The sequence below is a fragment of the Gammaproteobacteria bacterium genome (genome assembly GCA_041395725.1).
Taxonomy (GTDB): Bacteria; Pseudomonadota; Gammaproteobacteria; order Pseudomonadales; family Pseudohongiellaceae; genus NORP240.
Map to the genome: position 1 here is coordinate 950,753 of JAWKZW010000001.1, position 15,752 is coordinate 966,504.

General features: G+C 56.9%; 17 protein-coding genes and 1 other RNA gene. 14 read left to right on the forward strand and 4 right to left on the reverse strand.

The genetic code is table 11. The annotated features are described in order from the left end of the window. Positions 1–12: 12 nt before the first annotated feature. Entirely contained in the window at positions 13–1,053 is a 1,041-nt protein-coding gene (locus R3F50_04155; protein ID MEZ5489498.1) for a glycosyltransferase family 4 protein, read from the reverse strand. A 157-nt stretch (positions 1,054–1,210) separates the two neighbouring features. Beyond that, positions 1,211–2,464 (reverse strand): UbiH/UbiF/VisC/COQ6 family ubiquinone biosynthesis hydroxylase, encoded by a 1,254-nt coding sequence (locus R3F50_04160; protein MEZ5489499.1) that lies wholly within the window; start codon positions 2,462–2,464, stop codon positions 1,211–1,213. A gap of 345 nt (positions 2,465–2,809) precedes the next feature. Between R3F50_04160 and R3F50_04165 the strand changes: the two genes are divergently transcribed. From R3F50_04165 to R3F50_04190, 6 genes are all read left to right on the forward strand, one after another. Then, positions 2,810–3,271, forward strand: a complete 462-nt coding sequence (locus R3F50_04165; GenBank protein MEZ5489500.1) for a MaoC family dehydratase — start codon at positions 2,810–2,812, stop codon at positions 3,269–3,271. 16 nt (positions 3,272–3,287) lie between these two features. After that, positions 3,288–3,704, forward strand: coding sequence for a DUF1499 domain-containing protein (locus R3F50_04170; protein ID MEZ5489501.1), 417 nt, complete (start codon positions 3,288–3,290; stop codon positions 3,702–3,704). A gap of 224 nt (positions 3,705–3,928) precedes the next feature. Next, a complete protein-coding gene (locus tag R3F50_04175) occupies positions 3,929–4,165 on the forward strand; it encodes a hypothetical protein (GenBank protein ID MEZ5489502.1) in 237 nt (78 codons plus the stop codon). Positions 4,166–4,181: 16 nt separating this feature from the next. Then, entirely contained in the window at positions 4,182–4,574 is a 393-nt protein-coding gene (locus R3F50_04180) for a BlaI/MecI/CopY family transcriptional regulator (protein ID MEZ5489503.1), read from the forward strand. Positions 4,575–4,600: 26 nt separating this feature from the next. Next, positions 4,601–6,190 (forward strand): M56 family metallopeptidase, encoded by a 1,590-nt coding sequence (locus tag R3F50_04185; protein ID MEZ5489504.1) that lies wholly within the window; start codon positions 4,601–4,603, stop codon positions 6,188–6,190. 46 nt (positions 6,191–6,236) lie between these two features. Beyond that, the gene (locus R3F50_04190) at positions 6,237–6,851 is read left to right on the forward strand and encodes a TonB family protein (GenBank protein MEZ5489505.1); all 615 of its coding nucleotides are present in this window, start codon (positions 6,237–6,239) and stop codon (positions 6,849–6,851) included. A gap of 86 nt (positions 6,852–6,937) precedes the next feature. On the opposite strand, the gene ubiH is transcribed toward R3F50_04190, so the two are convergent. Next, positions 6,938–8,173 carry a 2-octaprenyl-6-methoxyphenyl hydroxylase gene (ubiH, locus tag R3F50_04195; GenBank protein MEZ5489506.1) on the reverse strand — a complete coding sequence of 412 codons (1,236 nt, stop codon included), beginning with the start codon at positions 8,171–8,173 and terminating at the stop codon, positions 6,938–6,940. A 14-nt stretch (positions 8,174–8,187) separates the two neighbouring features. Next, on the reverse strand, positions 8,188–9,501 hold the full coding sequence (gene pepP / locus R3F50_04200) for a Xaa-Pro aminopeptidase (GenBank protein MEZ5489507.1): 1,314 nt from the start codon (positions 9,499–9,501) through the stop codon (positions 8,188–8,190). Positions 9,502–9,866: 365 nt separating this feature from the next. Here pepP and R3F50_04205 point away from each other — a divergent pair, with 365 nt between their 5' ends. From R3F50_04205 to R3F50_04240, 8 genes are all read left to right on the forward strand, one after another. Continuing rightward, positions 9,867–10,076: a TIGR02449 family protein gene (locus R3F50_04205; protein ID MEZ5489508.1), complete on the forward strand. Its 210-nt coding sequence runs from the start codon at positions 9,867–9,869 to the stop codon at positions 10,074–10,076. A 266-nt stretch (positions 10,077–10,342) separates the two neighbouring features. Beyond that, positions 10,343–10,657, forward strand: coding sequence for a cell division protein ZapA (locus R3F50_04210; GenBank protein ID MEZ5489509.1), 315 nt, complete (start codon positions 10,343–10,345; stop codon positions 10,655–10,657). A gap of 76 nt (positions 10,658–10,733) precedes the next feature. Beyond that, positions 10,734–10,911: non-coding RNA, 6S RNA (ssrS, locus tag R3F50_04215), on the forward strand. 60 nt (positions 10,912–10,971) lie between these two features. Then, the gene (locus R3F50_04220; GenBank protein ID MEZ5489510.1) at positions 10,972–11,586 is read left to right on the forward strand and encodes a 5-formyltetrahydrofolate cyclo-ligase; all 615 of its coding nucleotides are present in this window, start codon (positions 10,972–10,974) and stop codon (positions 11,584–11,586) included. A gap of 554 nt (positions 11,587–12,140) precedes the next feature. After that, a complete protein-coding gene (imuA, locus tag R3F50_04225; protein ID MEZ5489511.1) occupies positions 12,141–12,914 on the forward strand; it encodes a translesion DNA synthesis-associated protein ImuA in 774 nt (257 codons plus the stop codon). Continuing rightward, entirely contained in the window at positions 12,911–14,374 is a 1,464-nt protein-coding gene (locus R3F50_04230) for a DNA polymerase Y family protein (protein ID MEZ5489512.1), read from the forward strand. The genes imuA and R3F50_04230 overlap by 4 nt, the downstream gene beginning before the upstream one ends. Before the next feature lie 169 nt (positions 14,375–14,543). Beyond that, positions 14,544–14,951: an anti-virulence regulator CigR family protein gene (locus tag R3F50_04235; protein MEZ5489513.1), complete on the forward strand. Its 408-nt coding sequence runs from the start codon at positions 14,544–14,546 to the stop codon at positions 14,949–14,951. Between the two features lie 264 nt (positions 14,952–15,215). Further along, positions 15,216–15,704, forward strand: a complete 489-nt coding sequence (locus R3F50_04240) for a VOC family protein (GenBank protein MEZ5489514.1) — start codon at positions 15,216–15,218, stop codon at positions 15,702–15,704. Positions 15,705–15,752 lie beyond the last annotated feature (48 nt).

A 15,752-nucleotide genomic window follows, 5' to 3' on the forward strand; every position in this document is an offset into this window, starting at 1 on the left:
CAGCCATCCGTTCTATTCCTCACGGGCAGAAACATCCAGTGATTCCAGTTTTCCTACCAACACTTTCCAGTCATAAGGCGCTGCCGTTTTCGCGACTTCCTCGGGGTCAACTTCTCTATTAACCAGCGTCAGTACCTTCGTTACAAAGCTTTCAAGGGGCGAGATCAGCACGGCACCACCACTGATCAGCTTTTCAAACCCCTCGGCACCGAACCTGGTGGATACTACAAGGAGGCCATTCGCGACAGCCTCGACGATTTTCAACCTGCTGCCACCTCCTTCACTGACAGGACAAAGCAGTATCTTTGCCTGCGAAATAGCAGCGGAAACATTGTCAACCTCTCCGGTTACGACCCAGCCTTCCATGGTATGACTCCAGGCCGGAGGATTCCGCCCGACCAGCAGCAGTGTCGCCTCAGGCCAGCCTGCCTGCAGGCTGGGCCAGGACTCTCGAATGAAGGCCAGCGCCCGGCTGTTGGGCTGATAATCCAGCGCCCCGAAAAAACAGAAGGTATACTTCCGTTCAGTGCCGGGGGTGGAGTTTTCCAGGTTGACGCCGTTCGGTATCAGCAGAATCGGTTTACTGTAACGCGCCTGCAGGTAGTTCTGTTCTTCCTCACTGACACAGATGACAGCCTTTGAGTGCCGAATCAGCGCCCGCTCGAAGAATCTGACAAACTTCGCCAGCACGGGCTTCCCCAGGCGTTCAAAACGCAAATGTTCAATGTTATGGGCATCATAAACCAGTGGAACTCCATACTTCCTTGAGAAAGAGAGCAACATTGCTGCCTGATAAGGAAACGCGCAGACCACCAGATCCGGGCTGAATTCGACAGCCAGATGCCTGAGCGCAGAGGCGAAAGAGCAATTAAAAAAATAATTCAGGGGGTGAGGGCTCCTGAACGCGAAGTTATCCGCCAGGGCGTTATTGGCCGAGAGAATCGCAACGTCATGCCCTTGTGATCGAAGTGCGTTGGCCAGCTCGATTGTGCGTACCGCGCCACCGTAATTCGCCGGCACCAGATTATAAGGGGTAGTTAATACTATTTTCACGTTGCCGGCCTGGCAGCAGCATACCTGCTCCCTGTGAGTTTCACTGTTTATTCTTCGGGCAGCCGTCTGCCGGGAAACCGCTGGTAAAACAGCCGATGACCTGGCCTGAAGAAGCACTTGCCTGCGCGAAACAGTGTGCTGCCCCGATCGCAGCTCCCTAAATCCCCATTGCCTGACGCATCAGACGATTCTTGATAAAACCGGCTCGATTGATACTGCTCATTCCGGTATTTCTTAGCCAGCGAACGGGCAGTGCGTCCTGCGCAAACAGGAATTTGAACCCTTCCATGACACCCATCATTCCCAGATTGTGCCCTTTTCTGGCCCGTTGATAGCGCCGCAGAATGGCGTACTCACCAAGCGGACGCTGGGCCTGCAGGGCCTGCCTGATTTCCAGTGCCAGCGCCTGCGCATCCATGAACCCCAGGTTGACACCCTGACCGGCCAGGGGATGTATCGTGTGCGCCGCATCCCCCACCAGGGCGATGTTGGGCTGCACATAATCCACGGCGTGACGTTGTCGCAGCGGAAAACACACGCGCTGGTCGACCCATTCCACTGCCCCGAGACGATGCTCGATAGCACCGGCCAGCACGGTGGCAAACTTTATATCGTCCATTGCCTGCAGCTGTTCGGCATGCTCCGGCTCTGTGGACCAGACAATGGAGCAATAATGTTGTCCCGAACCGGCCGCCGCCGAATCATCCCGTAATGGCAGAAAGGCCAGCGGTCCGGTTGCCATGAAGCGCTGCAGGGCAGTCTCATGATGGGGAAGCTCGGTTCGCACGGTGGTCACCAGGGCCTGGTGCCGATAATCCCATTCCCGGGTGGCGAAGCCGGCCAGCTGGCGTACTTTGGAAAAAGGCCCGTCGGCACCCACCAGCAGGGTCGTGGTCCAGGAGCGGCCATCATCGGCTTGTACCCTTACGCCGCTGCCACTCGGTTGGCTGCCCTCCGGACGTTCAAAGCGCTCAAGTGTCACGGGACTGATCACCGACACATTCGCCAACTGCTGCAGGCGCTCATAGAGCCCCAGCAGGATTACGGAGTTTTCAACGATATGGCCCAGACTTGGCTCGCGGATGTCGGCTGCCGAGAATTGAATCGAACCGGTGCCATCGGCATCCCAGACCGACATGCCTGAGTAAGGCGAAACCCGCGTTGCCGCGATGACATCCCAGGCGCCTGCCCCGGCAAGGAAGCGCTGTGAGGCGGGAGCGATAGCACTGACCCGGGAATCGAAGGCCGGTGTCGGCTTTCGGCAGAAAAGGTTTTCGGCTGCGAAGCTGACACTGTCAAACAGGGCTATTCGAAGCGGTGTGGTACCCAGAGCACAGGCCAGTGCGGCGCCGACCATACCTCCACCCACGATAGCGATGTCGAAATCTGAGCTGGTCCGGGTTGATTGCATACCACGCATTATAGGCTGGAGTGACCCAGGGGGACAGTCGGGCCGTAAGATGATAAGGGGTAACGTGGCCGTGCGGCTCAGAACCAGTGACTGTCGGCTTGCAGGGGGTGGCCTCTGTCAGAGGCTGCTTTGCCCGGCAGGCTGGCACGGGTGCAGTGTGGTTGCTCCTCGTACGAGCGATCACCCCACCGGGTAAACCGGGTGAATAGCCGACCAGTCCCTGCAGTCAGCGGCTGGCGGCTGGCAGTTGCCTGCTGAATCCGTCAGGCGCATTATGGTAGCCTTGCGACGAAATGCATACAGGCACCGGGGCCCGTAAGCAGGCCCTGAAACGAGGTTTTGAAAATGAGCAATGTAATCGATCCTTCAAGACTGGCTGACTATATCGGCCACGAAGTGGGGGTGACCGACTGGTTTGAGATCGACCAGCAGCGCATAAACCGGTTTGCCGAAGCCACGGAGGATTTCCAGTATATCCACGTAGACCCGGATCGTGCCGCCCAGACCCCGTTCGGCAGTACCATCGCCCATGGTTTCCTGACCCTGTCATTGCTCAGCATGTTCAGCAGCAACAATGGCGGGATCAAGCTGAAAGACGCTGTCATGAGCATTAATTACGGCCTGGACAAGGTGCGGTTTGTCAGCCCGGTACGGGTCGGAAAACGCATCCGTGCCCGCTTTACCCTGCTGGAGGCCAGCGAGAAACAACCGCGTCGCTACCTGCTGAAACACAAAGTCACCGTCGAGATTGAGGGTGAAGAAAAACCGGCCCTGATCGCTGAATGGCTTGGCATGACGGTCCTGTGACCTGGAGCATTATGTAATGAAGAGAAGACTTACCCTGGCCTGCCTGCCCCTGTTATCAGCCTGCGCCGGAGAACCGCCCCAGAACATCGGCGCACTGAACGGCCGCCTGGCAGATTGCCCTGACTCACCCAATTGCGTATGCAGTTTCGAGGCACGGGAAAGCCACTATATCGAACCTCTGGAGGCCAACCTGTCCCAGGTGCAACAGGTCCTGATTGGGCTGCCCGAAGCACGGATTGTGTCCTCTACAGGCAACTACCTGCATGCGGAATTCAGCAGTCGCCTGATGGGTTTCGTGGACGACGTGGAATTTCTGTATGACCCGCAGGCCGAAGTTACCCATGTTCGATCCGCTTCCCGCCTTGGATACAGCGACCTTGGCGTAAACAGGAAGCGAATCGAGTCTTTGCGCAGCGATCTGGAGACCCCCTGACCAGCTGCCACAATAACCTGACCGGGCCCACGGCAACTGACAGCAAGTTGCCATTGATCCGTGCGGCCCGCTAAAAAGTACTGATATAACTAGCTTTTTTGCCATCCGCTGCCGTAATCGGAACAGCGCCCGGCTATCTTCCTGAACCTGGAAAAAAAAATCTGTTGACATTACGCCTGCAGGTGCTATTTTTTTAGCACACTGTTGCTTTTTTAGCAGGGAGGGTGAAGCCCAGGGACCACGAGGGGAATAATCACGAAGCGGGTCGGCATGAAAAGGCCCATGAACAGATAGAGATAGAGATAGAGATAGAGATAGAACCAGGTATCAGGCAGGCAATGAACCAGACGACGAGCCAGCCGAACAGCCAGGCAGCGAAGCTCTATCAAGACAGCCCGGACACCGGCGACCCTGCCAGCAGTTCAGGCCGGCGGCTCAAACCACTGCAACTGACGACTTAAACGGCGATCTCAGCACATGCCAACGACACACCTCAGCAGGCGCGAACGACAGATCATGGACATTGTCTATGAACTCAGGGAAGCCTCTGCAAAACAGATCCTCGATCGACTGCCGGATCCACCGAGCTACTCTGCCGTCCGTGCCTTGCTGGTAAAGCTGGAAACCAAGGGGCAGCTGAAACACCGGGAACAGAATCTCAAGTACATTTATTACCCGGCCCACGACCATGAGGACGCGCAACGTTCGGCGGTTTCCAGACTGCTCAAGACATTCTTTGATGGCTCGGTATCACAGGCAATGAATGCCATGATAGATCTTTCCGGTCAGGAAATTCCTGACCAGGAACTGCAGGATCTGGAACAATTGATACAAGAGGCAAGAAACAGGAAAGACGAAAGCAAGAAATAGATTCCGCTCAGAGGGATAGAATAACAATGACAACAATTATCACCAGCCTCGATCTCCTGCAAGCCCACAGCCCGGTGTTCTATTTCTGGGTGGACACGTTTATCAAGGCGTCATTGATTGTCCTCATAGCCCTGCTGCTGCGTTGGACGTTCCGTCGTCAGTCCGCGTCCAGCCACAGCCTGATCTGGCTGATTGCCCTGGCCAGTTGCCTGTGCCTGCCCCTGTTCAAGTTAATCACTCCCCGAATCGAGTTCGCAGTTTCCTTTACTGTAAGCGATGCAGCCCCGGCATTGGGATACCTGGCCGAGCAACTTCTGGAAACCCCTGCCGAGTTTTTTGCCAGGCTCACGATACTGGCAGAGTTTCTGGGCTGGTTCTACCTGGCCGGCGTGCTCTTCATGGTCGCCCGCCTGCTCACCGGTGTCCTGTCACTTGCCGGACTGAGCAAGCGGGCATACGCAGTACCTGGGCACCCGGCCCACAGCCTGCTGGCAGGCTTACTGAACGACAATGGCAGCGCGGCAGAAGTGGAATTACTTTTCAGTCCCGGGGCACAGACTCCTTTTACGTGGGGTGTTGTCCGTCACCGGCTGATCCTGCCGGAAACTGCGCTCGAATGGGAGCCGGCGCCGCTCACCCAGGCCATCGGCCACGAGCTGGGACACATTCAGCGCAATGACTGGATAGCACAAATGCTGGGCAGGCTCGCACTGTGCATCTATTGGCCCAATCCACTGCTCTGGCATGCAGTCAGACGCATGAAGCTGGCCAGTGAACATGCCTGCGATGATGCGGCCGTGGACAGTTGTGGTTCTGCAGTGGAATACGCGTCCAGCCTGCTCAAACTGGCCAGCAGGACCCGTCACCGGTTGCGCCCGCTGAATGCGGCCATAGGGCTGATCCCAAAAGCTTCAGAGCTCGGTCTGCGTATCCGGCATATCGTGCATTCCGACAGGAACCGGGAGTTTTTGCGGGCAGACGAGATTTGCGCCGCTACAACTGCAACCCTGCTGCTGGTCATTCCCTTTTCCTCTATTGAACTATCCGCCCGCATCGTGGAACCAACCCAGGCAGCCAGAGCAGTCGTACCGGTCAGCTTCGGCCTGCCGGCTGGAAATCTGCCTTCGGATGCTGCTTACCAGGACACTGCGCTTATCAATCCCGTATTGAATCCACCCCGGCAATTCCAGTCGGGCTCCCGGACTGTCGAGCGCTTGAACACGCCGCCAGGTGCCGCACAAACGGGTCAGTTGGCACGGCTTGCTGTGGCGGACAGCCCATCGGCTCTGGCAGACAACATCGACTTTACGGTCTCACCAGAAGCGCTGTTCAAGAAGTGGGAAGCGGCACCACTCATAGTTTCAGCACCGGCGTACCCGCCTCACGCCTTGCAGCGTGGCATTGAAGGGCATGTGGTCGCAGAATTCAGCCTGGATGAAGAAGGCCGGGTAAGAGAGACAACAATAATAGAGTCAGTACCAACTGGCGTGTTCGACACGGCGGTATTGCGGGCGGTAAAGAAGTTTGTTTACTGCCCGGAAGTCGTGGATGGAATCGGCGGGAATAACCAACCAATCAGAAAGCGGTTTTCGTTTGCCCTTGACGGCCTGCTCTAGCGGGCAGTTCAAGGGCGAGCAATAACCGGTTAACAGGAGGCCGATCATGCATACCATCAACATTCACTTACTGAGAGTACCTACCGCCCTGTTCGCAGCGGCAATCGTTACAACCACGTTGTTCTTTCTGATGCATCTGATGGTGCATTCCGACAGTGAGCGAGTCCAGGAGACTTTTGTAATTCCTGTCGTCGACGCGACCATGCCGGTGATAGAGATGGAGACCTTTGAGCCCATTGAAAGACCGGAACCTATCACGGAGCCGACGCCCACGGAGGTACCCGAGAAACCGCGAGATACCCCTGTCGGTTCCGTGCCAGTCCTGAGCTATGACCCACAGACCTTCGTGCTGGATCCACCTGGCTGGACTGGTCTGACATTTCAGGACAGCGAAATGGTGCCAATAGTCAGGACCACCCCGGTCTATCCGAATCGGGCACTGCAGAAGCAGATCGAGGGTTTCGTAGTAGTCAGTTTCAGCGTGGATGAACAGGGCAACGTGAGCAACCCGTCTGTAACCTATGCCGAACCGGAGGGTTATTTCGAGCGCGCCGCCCTGCAATCCATCGCCAAGTGGCGATACGCGGCCAAAGTTGAAAATGGCCAGCCGGTAGCGGTTCACGGCGTTCAACAACGCATCGTTTTCGAAATAGCCCGCTGAATTCCCGCGCCTGGGCCCTTGCTGGGGCCAGGGAGCCTTTGCCTGGCCCTGCGGGGAAAGGCAAAGGTTCCTGTTTTTTTGCAGGATTACCGGTCAGCCAGCCCCATGGCACTGCGGGCAAATTCATGGCGGACCAACGGGACGATATCGATGGAGGCCAGACCCAGCTTGCGGGCCCATATCAGGCTGCTGCGGTTGCTGGAGAACAACCGGGTCAGGTAATGGGAAAAACTGATAGTACGGTCCTGATCACGCTGCTGCAGATTCTGAAAAGTGTTTAGAACCTGCATGTTCCCGGGAGAAGCGCCGGCCGCTATTCCCTGTGCAAGCACGCCAGCCAGTTCCTCGGCATCGCGTAGTGCCAGGTTAAAACCCTGCCCCGCCACGGGGTGGAGCGTGTGAGCCACGTTGCCCAATAATACCAGGCCCGGCCTCACCTGCTCACGGGCAACCTGCAGACTGAGGGGGTAACAGAAACGCTCACCTATCCGATGAATCCGACCCAGCCGATAGCCAAAGCGCTCCTGCAGAATTGTAACCAGCTCTCTGTCTTCCAACCCCATCAGGCCCTCGGCGTCCTGCTCGGCAACAGTCCAGACCAGAGCACCTCGATATTCCCCGCCGAGGGGCTGCAGCGGCAGGATTGCCATCGGCCCGGTGTCGGTAAAGCGCTCATAGGCCACATTGTCGTGACTGCGGTCAAAGCCGATATTGGCTATTATGGCTTTCTGATCGTACTGCTGCCTGTCAATGGCAATACCAAGCTGATGACAGATGGGAGACCTGCCCCCATCAGCGAGAACAACCAGTGCAGTTTCAATCTCAACCAGCTGGCCTTCACCATTTCTTAATTGCAATGCCATACCAGTGGCAAGCGGTGCTGTGTTTTCAACACTGGCCGGAGCCAGAAAATCTATTCCCCCGGCTTCGTGCAGCGCCTGATTCAACACCGCACCAAAACGACGGTTCTCCACCACATACCCCAGGGCAGCCACTCCCTCGGACTCCCGGTCAAGTCGCGCAGAGCCGAAGTGACCGCGATCTGAAACATGGATCCGGTCAATGGGCGCCACACTGTCTGCCAGTGCGGCCCACAGGCCGATTTTCCCCAGGATCTGGCTGCTGCCATAGGACAGCGCCGTGGAACGATCGTCAAAACTGGGGGACAGAGCCTGACTCAACTCGGAACGGGCAGCCTCAACCACCAGGATAGAGGTATCAGCTGGCACCATGCGGCGCAACGCCAGGGCGAAACTGGCTCCCACCATACCCGCACCGATGACCGTGATGTCATATCTTTTATTCGGATTCTGTATAAACATTCTATTCAGCGTGGCTAACCGGCCATAAGCGCTTCTATCTCATCGCCGTCTTTCGGCACGTCCCTGCTCAGCACCTTATTGCCTGTGCGGGTTACCAGCACATCATCCTCGATCCTGACGCCAATGCCGCGCCATTTCCTGGCAACTTTCCGGTTGTCAGGAGCGATGTAAATACCCGGCTCGATAGTGGTTACCATGCCTGGTTCCAGTAACCGCCAATTACCGTCGATGCGATAGTCGCCCACGTCGTGTACATCCATTCCCAGCCAGTGGCCGACCCGGTGCATGTAAAAATCGCGGTAGGTTTCCTTTTTGATAGCCTGACTCAGGGGTCCCTCAATCAGGCCGAGCCTGATCAGGCCGGAGGTGATGACCCGGACCGACACGTTGTGGGGCTCGTCGTAGGCGGCGCCGGGTTTGACCGCGTCGATAGCCGCTAAATTCGCCTTTAGAACGATATCGTAGACAGCACGCTGTTCCGGGCTGAAAACGCCACTGGCGGGAAAGGTTCTGGTGATATCGGAAGCGTAGTGCTGGTACTCACACCCGGCATCGATCAGCACCAGATCCCCTTCTCTGACCTCGGCATTGTTGGTGTCATAATGCAGGATACAGGCATTATCTCCCGCGGCGACTATGGAGTTATAGGCCGGGAACCGGCTGCCGCTGCGGTAGAACTCATGAAGCAATTCCGCTTCCAGCTGGTACTCGTACACACCCGGCTTGCAGATTTTCATGGCTCGCTTATGGGCACGGGCGGAAATTTTTGCCGCCTTTTCCATTAACTTCATTTCCTTGCTGCTCTTCACCAGCCGCTGCTCGTGCAACAGGTGGTCCAGCACCAGGAATTCGCCGGGCGGGTGCACGCCCTGGCGCTTGTGGCTGCGCACCACATTCACCCAGTCCATCACCTGCTGATCAAACTGGGGGTCCTTGCCCATGGAATAGTAGACCCGCTCCCGCCCCTCGATCAGGCCCGGCAGGATATCGTTGACGTCCGAAATGGGAAATGCGTCATCGATCAACAACGCTTCGCTGGCACGCTGGGGCCCCATCAGGATTCCATTCCAGAGCTCCTTGAGCGGGTCTTTTTCCTGGCAGAACAGCACCGCCTCTCCCTGTTTGCGCCCGGGAATAAGCGCCAATACGGCCTGCTGCTCGGTGAAGCCGGTCAGGTAGTAGAAATCGCTGTTCTGCCGATAAGGATAGTCGGCGTCGTTGTTGCGGGTTTTCGGGGTGGCAGCGGCCAATAAGGCAATGCTGTTGGGCTCCATATGGGCCATCAGCTCTTTGCGCCGGCGTTTATATTCTCGGGAATCGACTGTCATATCCTTCCATTACTTCCACTTGCTTCTTAAGGCGTGACCGGATAGCACAGCGAAGACCGATGCGGCCTTCCGGTCCACCCGTTATCCACACGCACCCTTAACCCCTGATAATGGCAGGCCGATACACGCCGGCGGCAATGGGCCCCGACACAGGACCTGCCTGAAGGCCGGTGCGCCGCGTTACTTGTCTAAAGGACGGTTAGCATAGGCATAACGCCCGGACAGGTCCACCGGATCAGATGTTATTTTTGCGAATTGGGTCATTGACCCCCCTTGTCGGCCCCTCTATAGTTACTCTGCACTTAAATAAGTTCCGATAACATATTGCTTACATTGGAATTTAACCTGAAATCATGGATCGAGTAATGAGCGACGACAAGTTTCAAGCCCTGAACGAGAAGGTGGAATCCCTGATCGCCCTGTGTGTGGAAATGAAACAGGAGAATCAGCTGCTGAGAGCCAACGAGGAGTCCTGGCACGGCGAGCGCAGGGAACTGATGGAAAAGAACAAGGTAACGAAGACCCGGCTGGAATCAATCCTGGCCCGTCTGAAGGCCATGGACGAAACCCGGTAATCCGCAATACCCAACCCCAGCCACAGCCTGACCTGACACCATGCCGGCCGGTGAATCTGTCGCCGGCTGGCATGGCTCGAAGACAGCTTACGCCAAGTATTCAGAGAATCCGGTTCGGTATACAATAAATGTCGGCTTCAGGAACTCCGGTTTGGTCTGTGTACGCCCGGACCTGATAGATTCGGCGCGGTAAATCGCAATCAATAGATAGCAAGAAGCAAGACCTGAAGCCAGCGCGATAATAAATTTAACAGTGGGTAATCTTAATGTCTGAAAAAAGCTCTTCTGTACAGATCCGGATTCTCGACAAGGAATACCATATCAACTGCCCGCCCTCCGATCAGGAAGCCCTGATGAAATCAGCCCGATACCTGGACGAGAGCATGCGCAAGGTCAAGGAAAAGGGAAATATCCACGGCAGTGAGAAGGTGGCGGTGATGGCAGCCCTGAACATTACCTATGAACTGCTGCAGAAAAACCGCCTGATAAATGAGACCCGTCGCGCCAACTCCGAACAGCTGGGTAAGCTGGAAGAAAAAATCGACCAGGCTCTGCAGCGCAGCCGTCAACTGGAAATGTAAGGCCAGTCTCCACCCGTCCTTGCGAAATCGAACTTGTCTGGCATCAACCCCGACAGCCAGCTATACTACTCAGCAGAGTTTCCTGGGGCATTTGCCAGTCAAAAGTGTTCTTGAGCCGATATTTGTAATACCGGAGGCAACTCGCCAGATGTTGTTGTGCATGTCCGCCAGACGGAAAGCCTTATACATCGCGGGAGCCACCACCTGAACCTTTCGGTTCAGGGCAAATTTGATAGCGGTGTTTTGGGGAACTTTCTTACAACTCCGGTTCCGGCTGAGCGATAAGACCTCAGCCTCCAGCCTGCCCCTTTTCCATGAGTCATTCCGACCGCGTCAGTCTCCGCAAGCAACTTCGTCAGAAACGTCGAGGTCTGTCCGCCGCTGAGCAACGGGACCGGTCTGAGCAGATTTTTCGTCGCGTCGTTACCCAGCCCAGTTTTCACCGGGCCAGACGTGTGGCCTTTTATTTTGCCAATGACGGGGAAGTGGACCCTCTGGCCATTCTGCTGCGATCCTGGCAGCTGGGCAAACGCTGCTATCTGCCTGTTCTCAGCGCCCACCGCCCTGACAAGGTCTGTTTTGCGCCTTTTCAGATGCGGGATGAACTGGTGCCTAACCGCTGGGGAATCCTGGAACCTGACCTGCCTGCCAGGCGCCTGGTTGCGGCATTTTCTCTTGACCTGGTATTTGTGCCGCTGGTGGGTTTCGACCCGGACTGCAACCGCATGGGCATGGGCAAGGGGTTCTACGATCGCACTTTCGCTTACCGGGAGAGGCTGGGGTTCAGGCGGCCGCAGCTGATAGGCCTGGCCTATGAATTACAGAGAGTAGACAGCATCCCCACCAGCTCCTGGGATGTGCCGCTGGACGCGGTCGTTACTGAAACCGGCTGTTACTGGCGCCGGAAAGGTACCGGACAACTGCCCTGACACCGCCAGCTCCCTGCCCGCAGCAACCTTCTTTTACTACCCGCTATATTATAGCCTGGCAGATGCCTGAGCAGCTCTCAGGCGGTTAAGGCTGACTGGCACCTGCCGGCACTAAAACAGTGCGCTTTGCGCGACGCTGCTGGCAAGCACGCTAACGACAAACAAAGTGATAACGACGATCACCATATCCGGTTTTCTACTCATATCCCCGCTCCAGATGGTTTGTTGTTAACTCCGGAATACCGTCCATACTGTACTGCTTCCGGTGACACAGAATTTAGCGGCGCCCTGTCATAATCCTTTAATAATTAAGGTAAATCAGGCAATTACTGCTCTTATGGCGGAATACAACAGGGATTGACTGCCGGCTTCACAATGACACTGGAGCGCGGATTCCATATCCGCCTGATAACGGATTGGCCGGCCTCCAACGCTTGAAACAGCAATTTAGTCGCCCGTGGCTATTGCCCGGGGAAATTTCCTGGCTATACTACTGTACATACATACAGTTATTTTATGCAGGAATGCCATTCCCAGGTAACCGGGCCACTCCCATGAAAACCATAACAAGTTTCCCAGAAAGCCAGACGCAAAGCCTGAAAGCCCTTGAAAACACGGCCTCCAGCAGGAACACCATCGACAGCCTGCTATCGTGCAACCCGATTCTGTGGCGTGGCTGCGACATGGCCGGTCGTGGTCATCACGGCCAAACCACCGGCTACCCGCGACTGGACGATATCCTGCCTGGTCGCGGCTGGCCCCGTAATGCCATTGTGGAAATCGTCACTCCCCAGTGGGGCATGGGGGAGCTGCAGTTGCTGGTTCCACTGATGCGCAAGACAGTCAATCGGGGCCAATGGATTCTGTGGATTTCACCACCCTACCTGCTCAACAGCCCGGCCCTGCTACAGGCCGGCATCGACCCTGGCCGGATACTGGTAGTCAATCTGGAAACTTCCTGTCAGGACGCACTGTGGAGTATGGAAAAAGCCCTGCAGGAACCAGGCTGCGGGCTGGTACTGGCCTGGCAGAACTGGTTGCCGGACAAGGTGGTCCGCCGTCTGCAACTGGCGGCAGAGGGTGGTGAAACCCTGGGAGTGCTTTTACAGCACAGAGCCAGTAAGTACTCACAACCGTCTTTGCGCCTGCAATTGAAGGAATCCTGTCCTGCAGACCAGGCACCATCCAGGGGCCGAAATAACAGACTATCCCCTACGGAAATCACTGTGCTGAAAGCCCGGGGCAATTTCCGCCCCCGGTCGGTACAGCTCAACCTTTACCAGGAGAATTTCCCGTTTTCGCTGCCCTGTGACCACGAAAATTCATGAAAAAGCATGAAGTCATTCTGCAACTGCCGTTGTCAGGGCCGGCCGAAGCCGCCAGGGGACAGGTGGTGCAGCTGCCTGGCAAGGCAAAGTCGCCGGTCCCGGCAAACAAACAGCAAACACAGCCGCGCAGCCTCTGGTATGCCCTGCACCTCCCCCAGCTGGCGGAGCTTCCCGAACAACGCCAGCAGCAGCGACTTGAACAGCTGGCGGCACTGGCCACCGGGGTCAGTTCCAGAGTCAGCCTGCACCCCTGCTCCCTGGTGTTCGAGATACGCAGCAGCCTGCGCTACTTCGGCGGTATCGATAAACTGCATGAGGTCCTGGCTCCCCGGATAACCAGACAACTGCTGGACTGGCAGCTTGACGGGCAGTTTTATCACGCCGCCGCCCCCACTGTTACCGGCAGCCTGCTGCTGGCACGAAGTGGCCACAACCAGCTGATCTACCGCCGTGACAACCTGCGCTCCGCCCTGGGCAAACTCTCCACCGACGCGCTGGAAATGAGCCGGGAGCAGCGCCGGCGCCTCTATAATATGGGGGTACGGCACCTGCGAGACCTGTGGCGTCTGCCTGATGAGGGCTTACGGAAACGTTTCGGCAGCGATTTCCTCAACCAGCTGCATAAGGCGGTGGGCGAACGACCTGAACCGCAGCACTACTATCAGCCACCTCCGGTTTTCCAGAGCAGTTATGACCTGCCCTGCGAAATCGAGAACGTGAGCCTGTTGCTTCCAGTCGTGGAGGAGTTTCTGGCTCAGCTGGTGGATTTCCTGCGCCGCCGCGATCTCAGCACCAGCCGGCTGATGCTGTCGCTGGTTCATGAAAAGCAGACCAAAACCCGGGTAAACCTGGGGCTGCGCCAGCCCAGCCGCTGTCAACAGCACCTGCTGCAACTATTGCAGATTCACCTGAGCAGTCTTGCCCTGCCGGCACCCGTGGTCGGCCTGAAAATGCAGGTGGAACGCTTTGACGCCCACCTGGGAGAGTCCGACCAACTGCTGCCGGGCAGGCGTTTGGACGAAAGCAGGCCGGTCGAGCAGCCTGCGGATTATCCCCATGACAGGCTCGACTCGTTTATGGATCAGCTGCAGGCCCGCCTGGGAGAACAGCCTCTGCGCAGGATCAGCGGCGTAGCGGAACACTGCCCGGAATATGCCACCAGGGAGTTCCATCCACTGCATGACCTGACCCGGCCCGGGTGCACCCTGGCCGCCCGGAACCCTCGCCCTTTCTGGATTTTCCCCGCCCCCCGGCTCCTCAGGGTAAGAGGCGGCCGACTCTATCATCGCCGCCCCATCACCATCCTCAGCGGACCCGAGCGCATCGAAAGCCGCTGGTGGTCCGGCACCGACGTGCGTCGCGATTATTATGTGGCCCTGGAAGAAAACGGCAGCCGTCTGTGGATTTACCGGGAAAAAACCGGCGCACAGGGCTGGTACCTGCACGGGGTTTTTGCCTGATTCTGAAAAAACCTGGTCCTGGACAAAAAAGCCAAGGCAAACCCACAGGAAACGCCCGGCCGGATCGGGGTCGAGCCACGCATATCCTCAATTTCGGAAGGATTTCAACGCCGGCAGGCATTACAATAGGCACCCGGTTAACTGCCGAGATGGTCCACGGAGAACAGTAATGAAATCATCGACACACCTCACCTGCAGCGCCCTGCTGCTGACCAGCCTGCTGGTATCCGCCTGCACACAGAGTGGCGGCTATACGCCAGGGCGTCGGGGGCCCGGCGGACCGCCCGGCCAGGCCCAGACAGAAGTCTCAATCACAATCAGCACCGCGGATGCGCGAAGACTGGCCGTAACCTACGGGCTGGCCGGCAGACGGGCCCTGCCCCCGGGCATACGCCGTAACCTGGTACGGGGCCGGCCACTGCCGCCCGGCATCGCGCGCCAGATTGTGCCCCTGCGCATGCTGGGGGAGTTGCCGGTTGTTCCTGGTCACCAGTGGCATATCGCCGGCCGGGATCTGTTGTTGATTGCACTGGGAACACTGGTTGTGGTGGAAATCCTCGAAGACGTGTTCGAGTAAAGCAAGCAGATTCCCACCCGCCTATTCCTGCAATCCGAATGCTGACAGGGGCAGGTCAGGGAGGGCTTTTGACGAGCAAGCGGGCGTCAGCCGCCAGGAGAAAGCTCTCCCCGGGCTGACCCGCGCAGGGTCAGTCGAGGGTTAATCGGTTTGCGGAGGGCGCGTTGCATCAACGAGGCCTGGCTCTGAGGAGTACTTGGCATGCCTCGCAATAATAATAGAATCAGCTGATACTCACTTCTCTAGTGACAGGAGGCGAAACCCATGAAAAAAATAACCCCCTTCCTGTGGTTCGACGGCAACGCCGAGGAGGCGGTCGAGTTCTACACGGGCATATTCCCGAATTCCGCAATCACTCATACCAGCCATAGCGACGAAGCAGGTCCGGGCGAGCCGGGTAGTGTTCTTACCATTGGTTTCAGTTTAAATGGAAACGAAATGACCGCCTTGAACGGCGGACCTGCATTCAAGTTCAGCGAAGCAATTTCGCTCTTTGTGCACTGCGATGACCAGGATGAAATTAACTATTACTGGGAGAAATTACTCGAAGGTGGCACACCGATGGCCTGCGGCTGGCTGAAGGACAAATTCGGTGTGGCCTGGCAGATCGTCCCGGCAGGCTTTTTCGAGATGATCACCGGTGACGATGAGGCCAGAAATTCACGGGTGAAGGCAGCAATGTATACGATGATTAAATTTGATATCGCTGCCCTGGAAGCCGCATACCACGACAAGAATCCAAACATTGCATAATTTGTTGGGGTCGGGAGCTTTCAGAGTAGAATTTCCAGCCTCGCACGG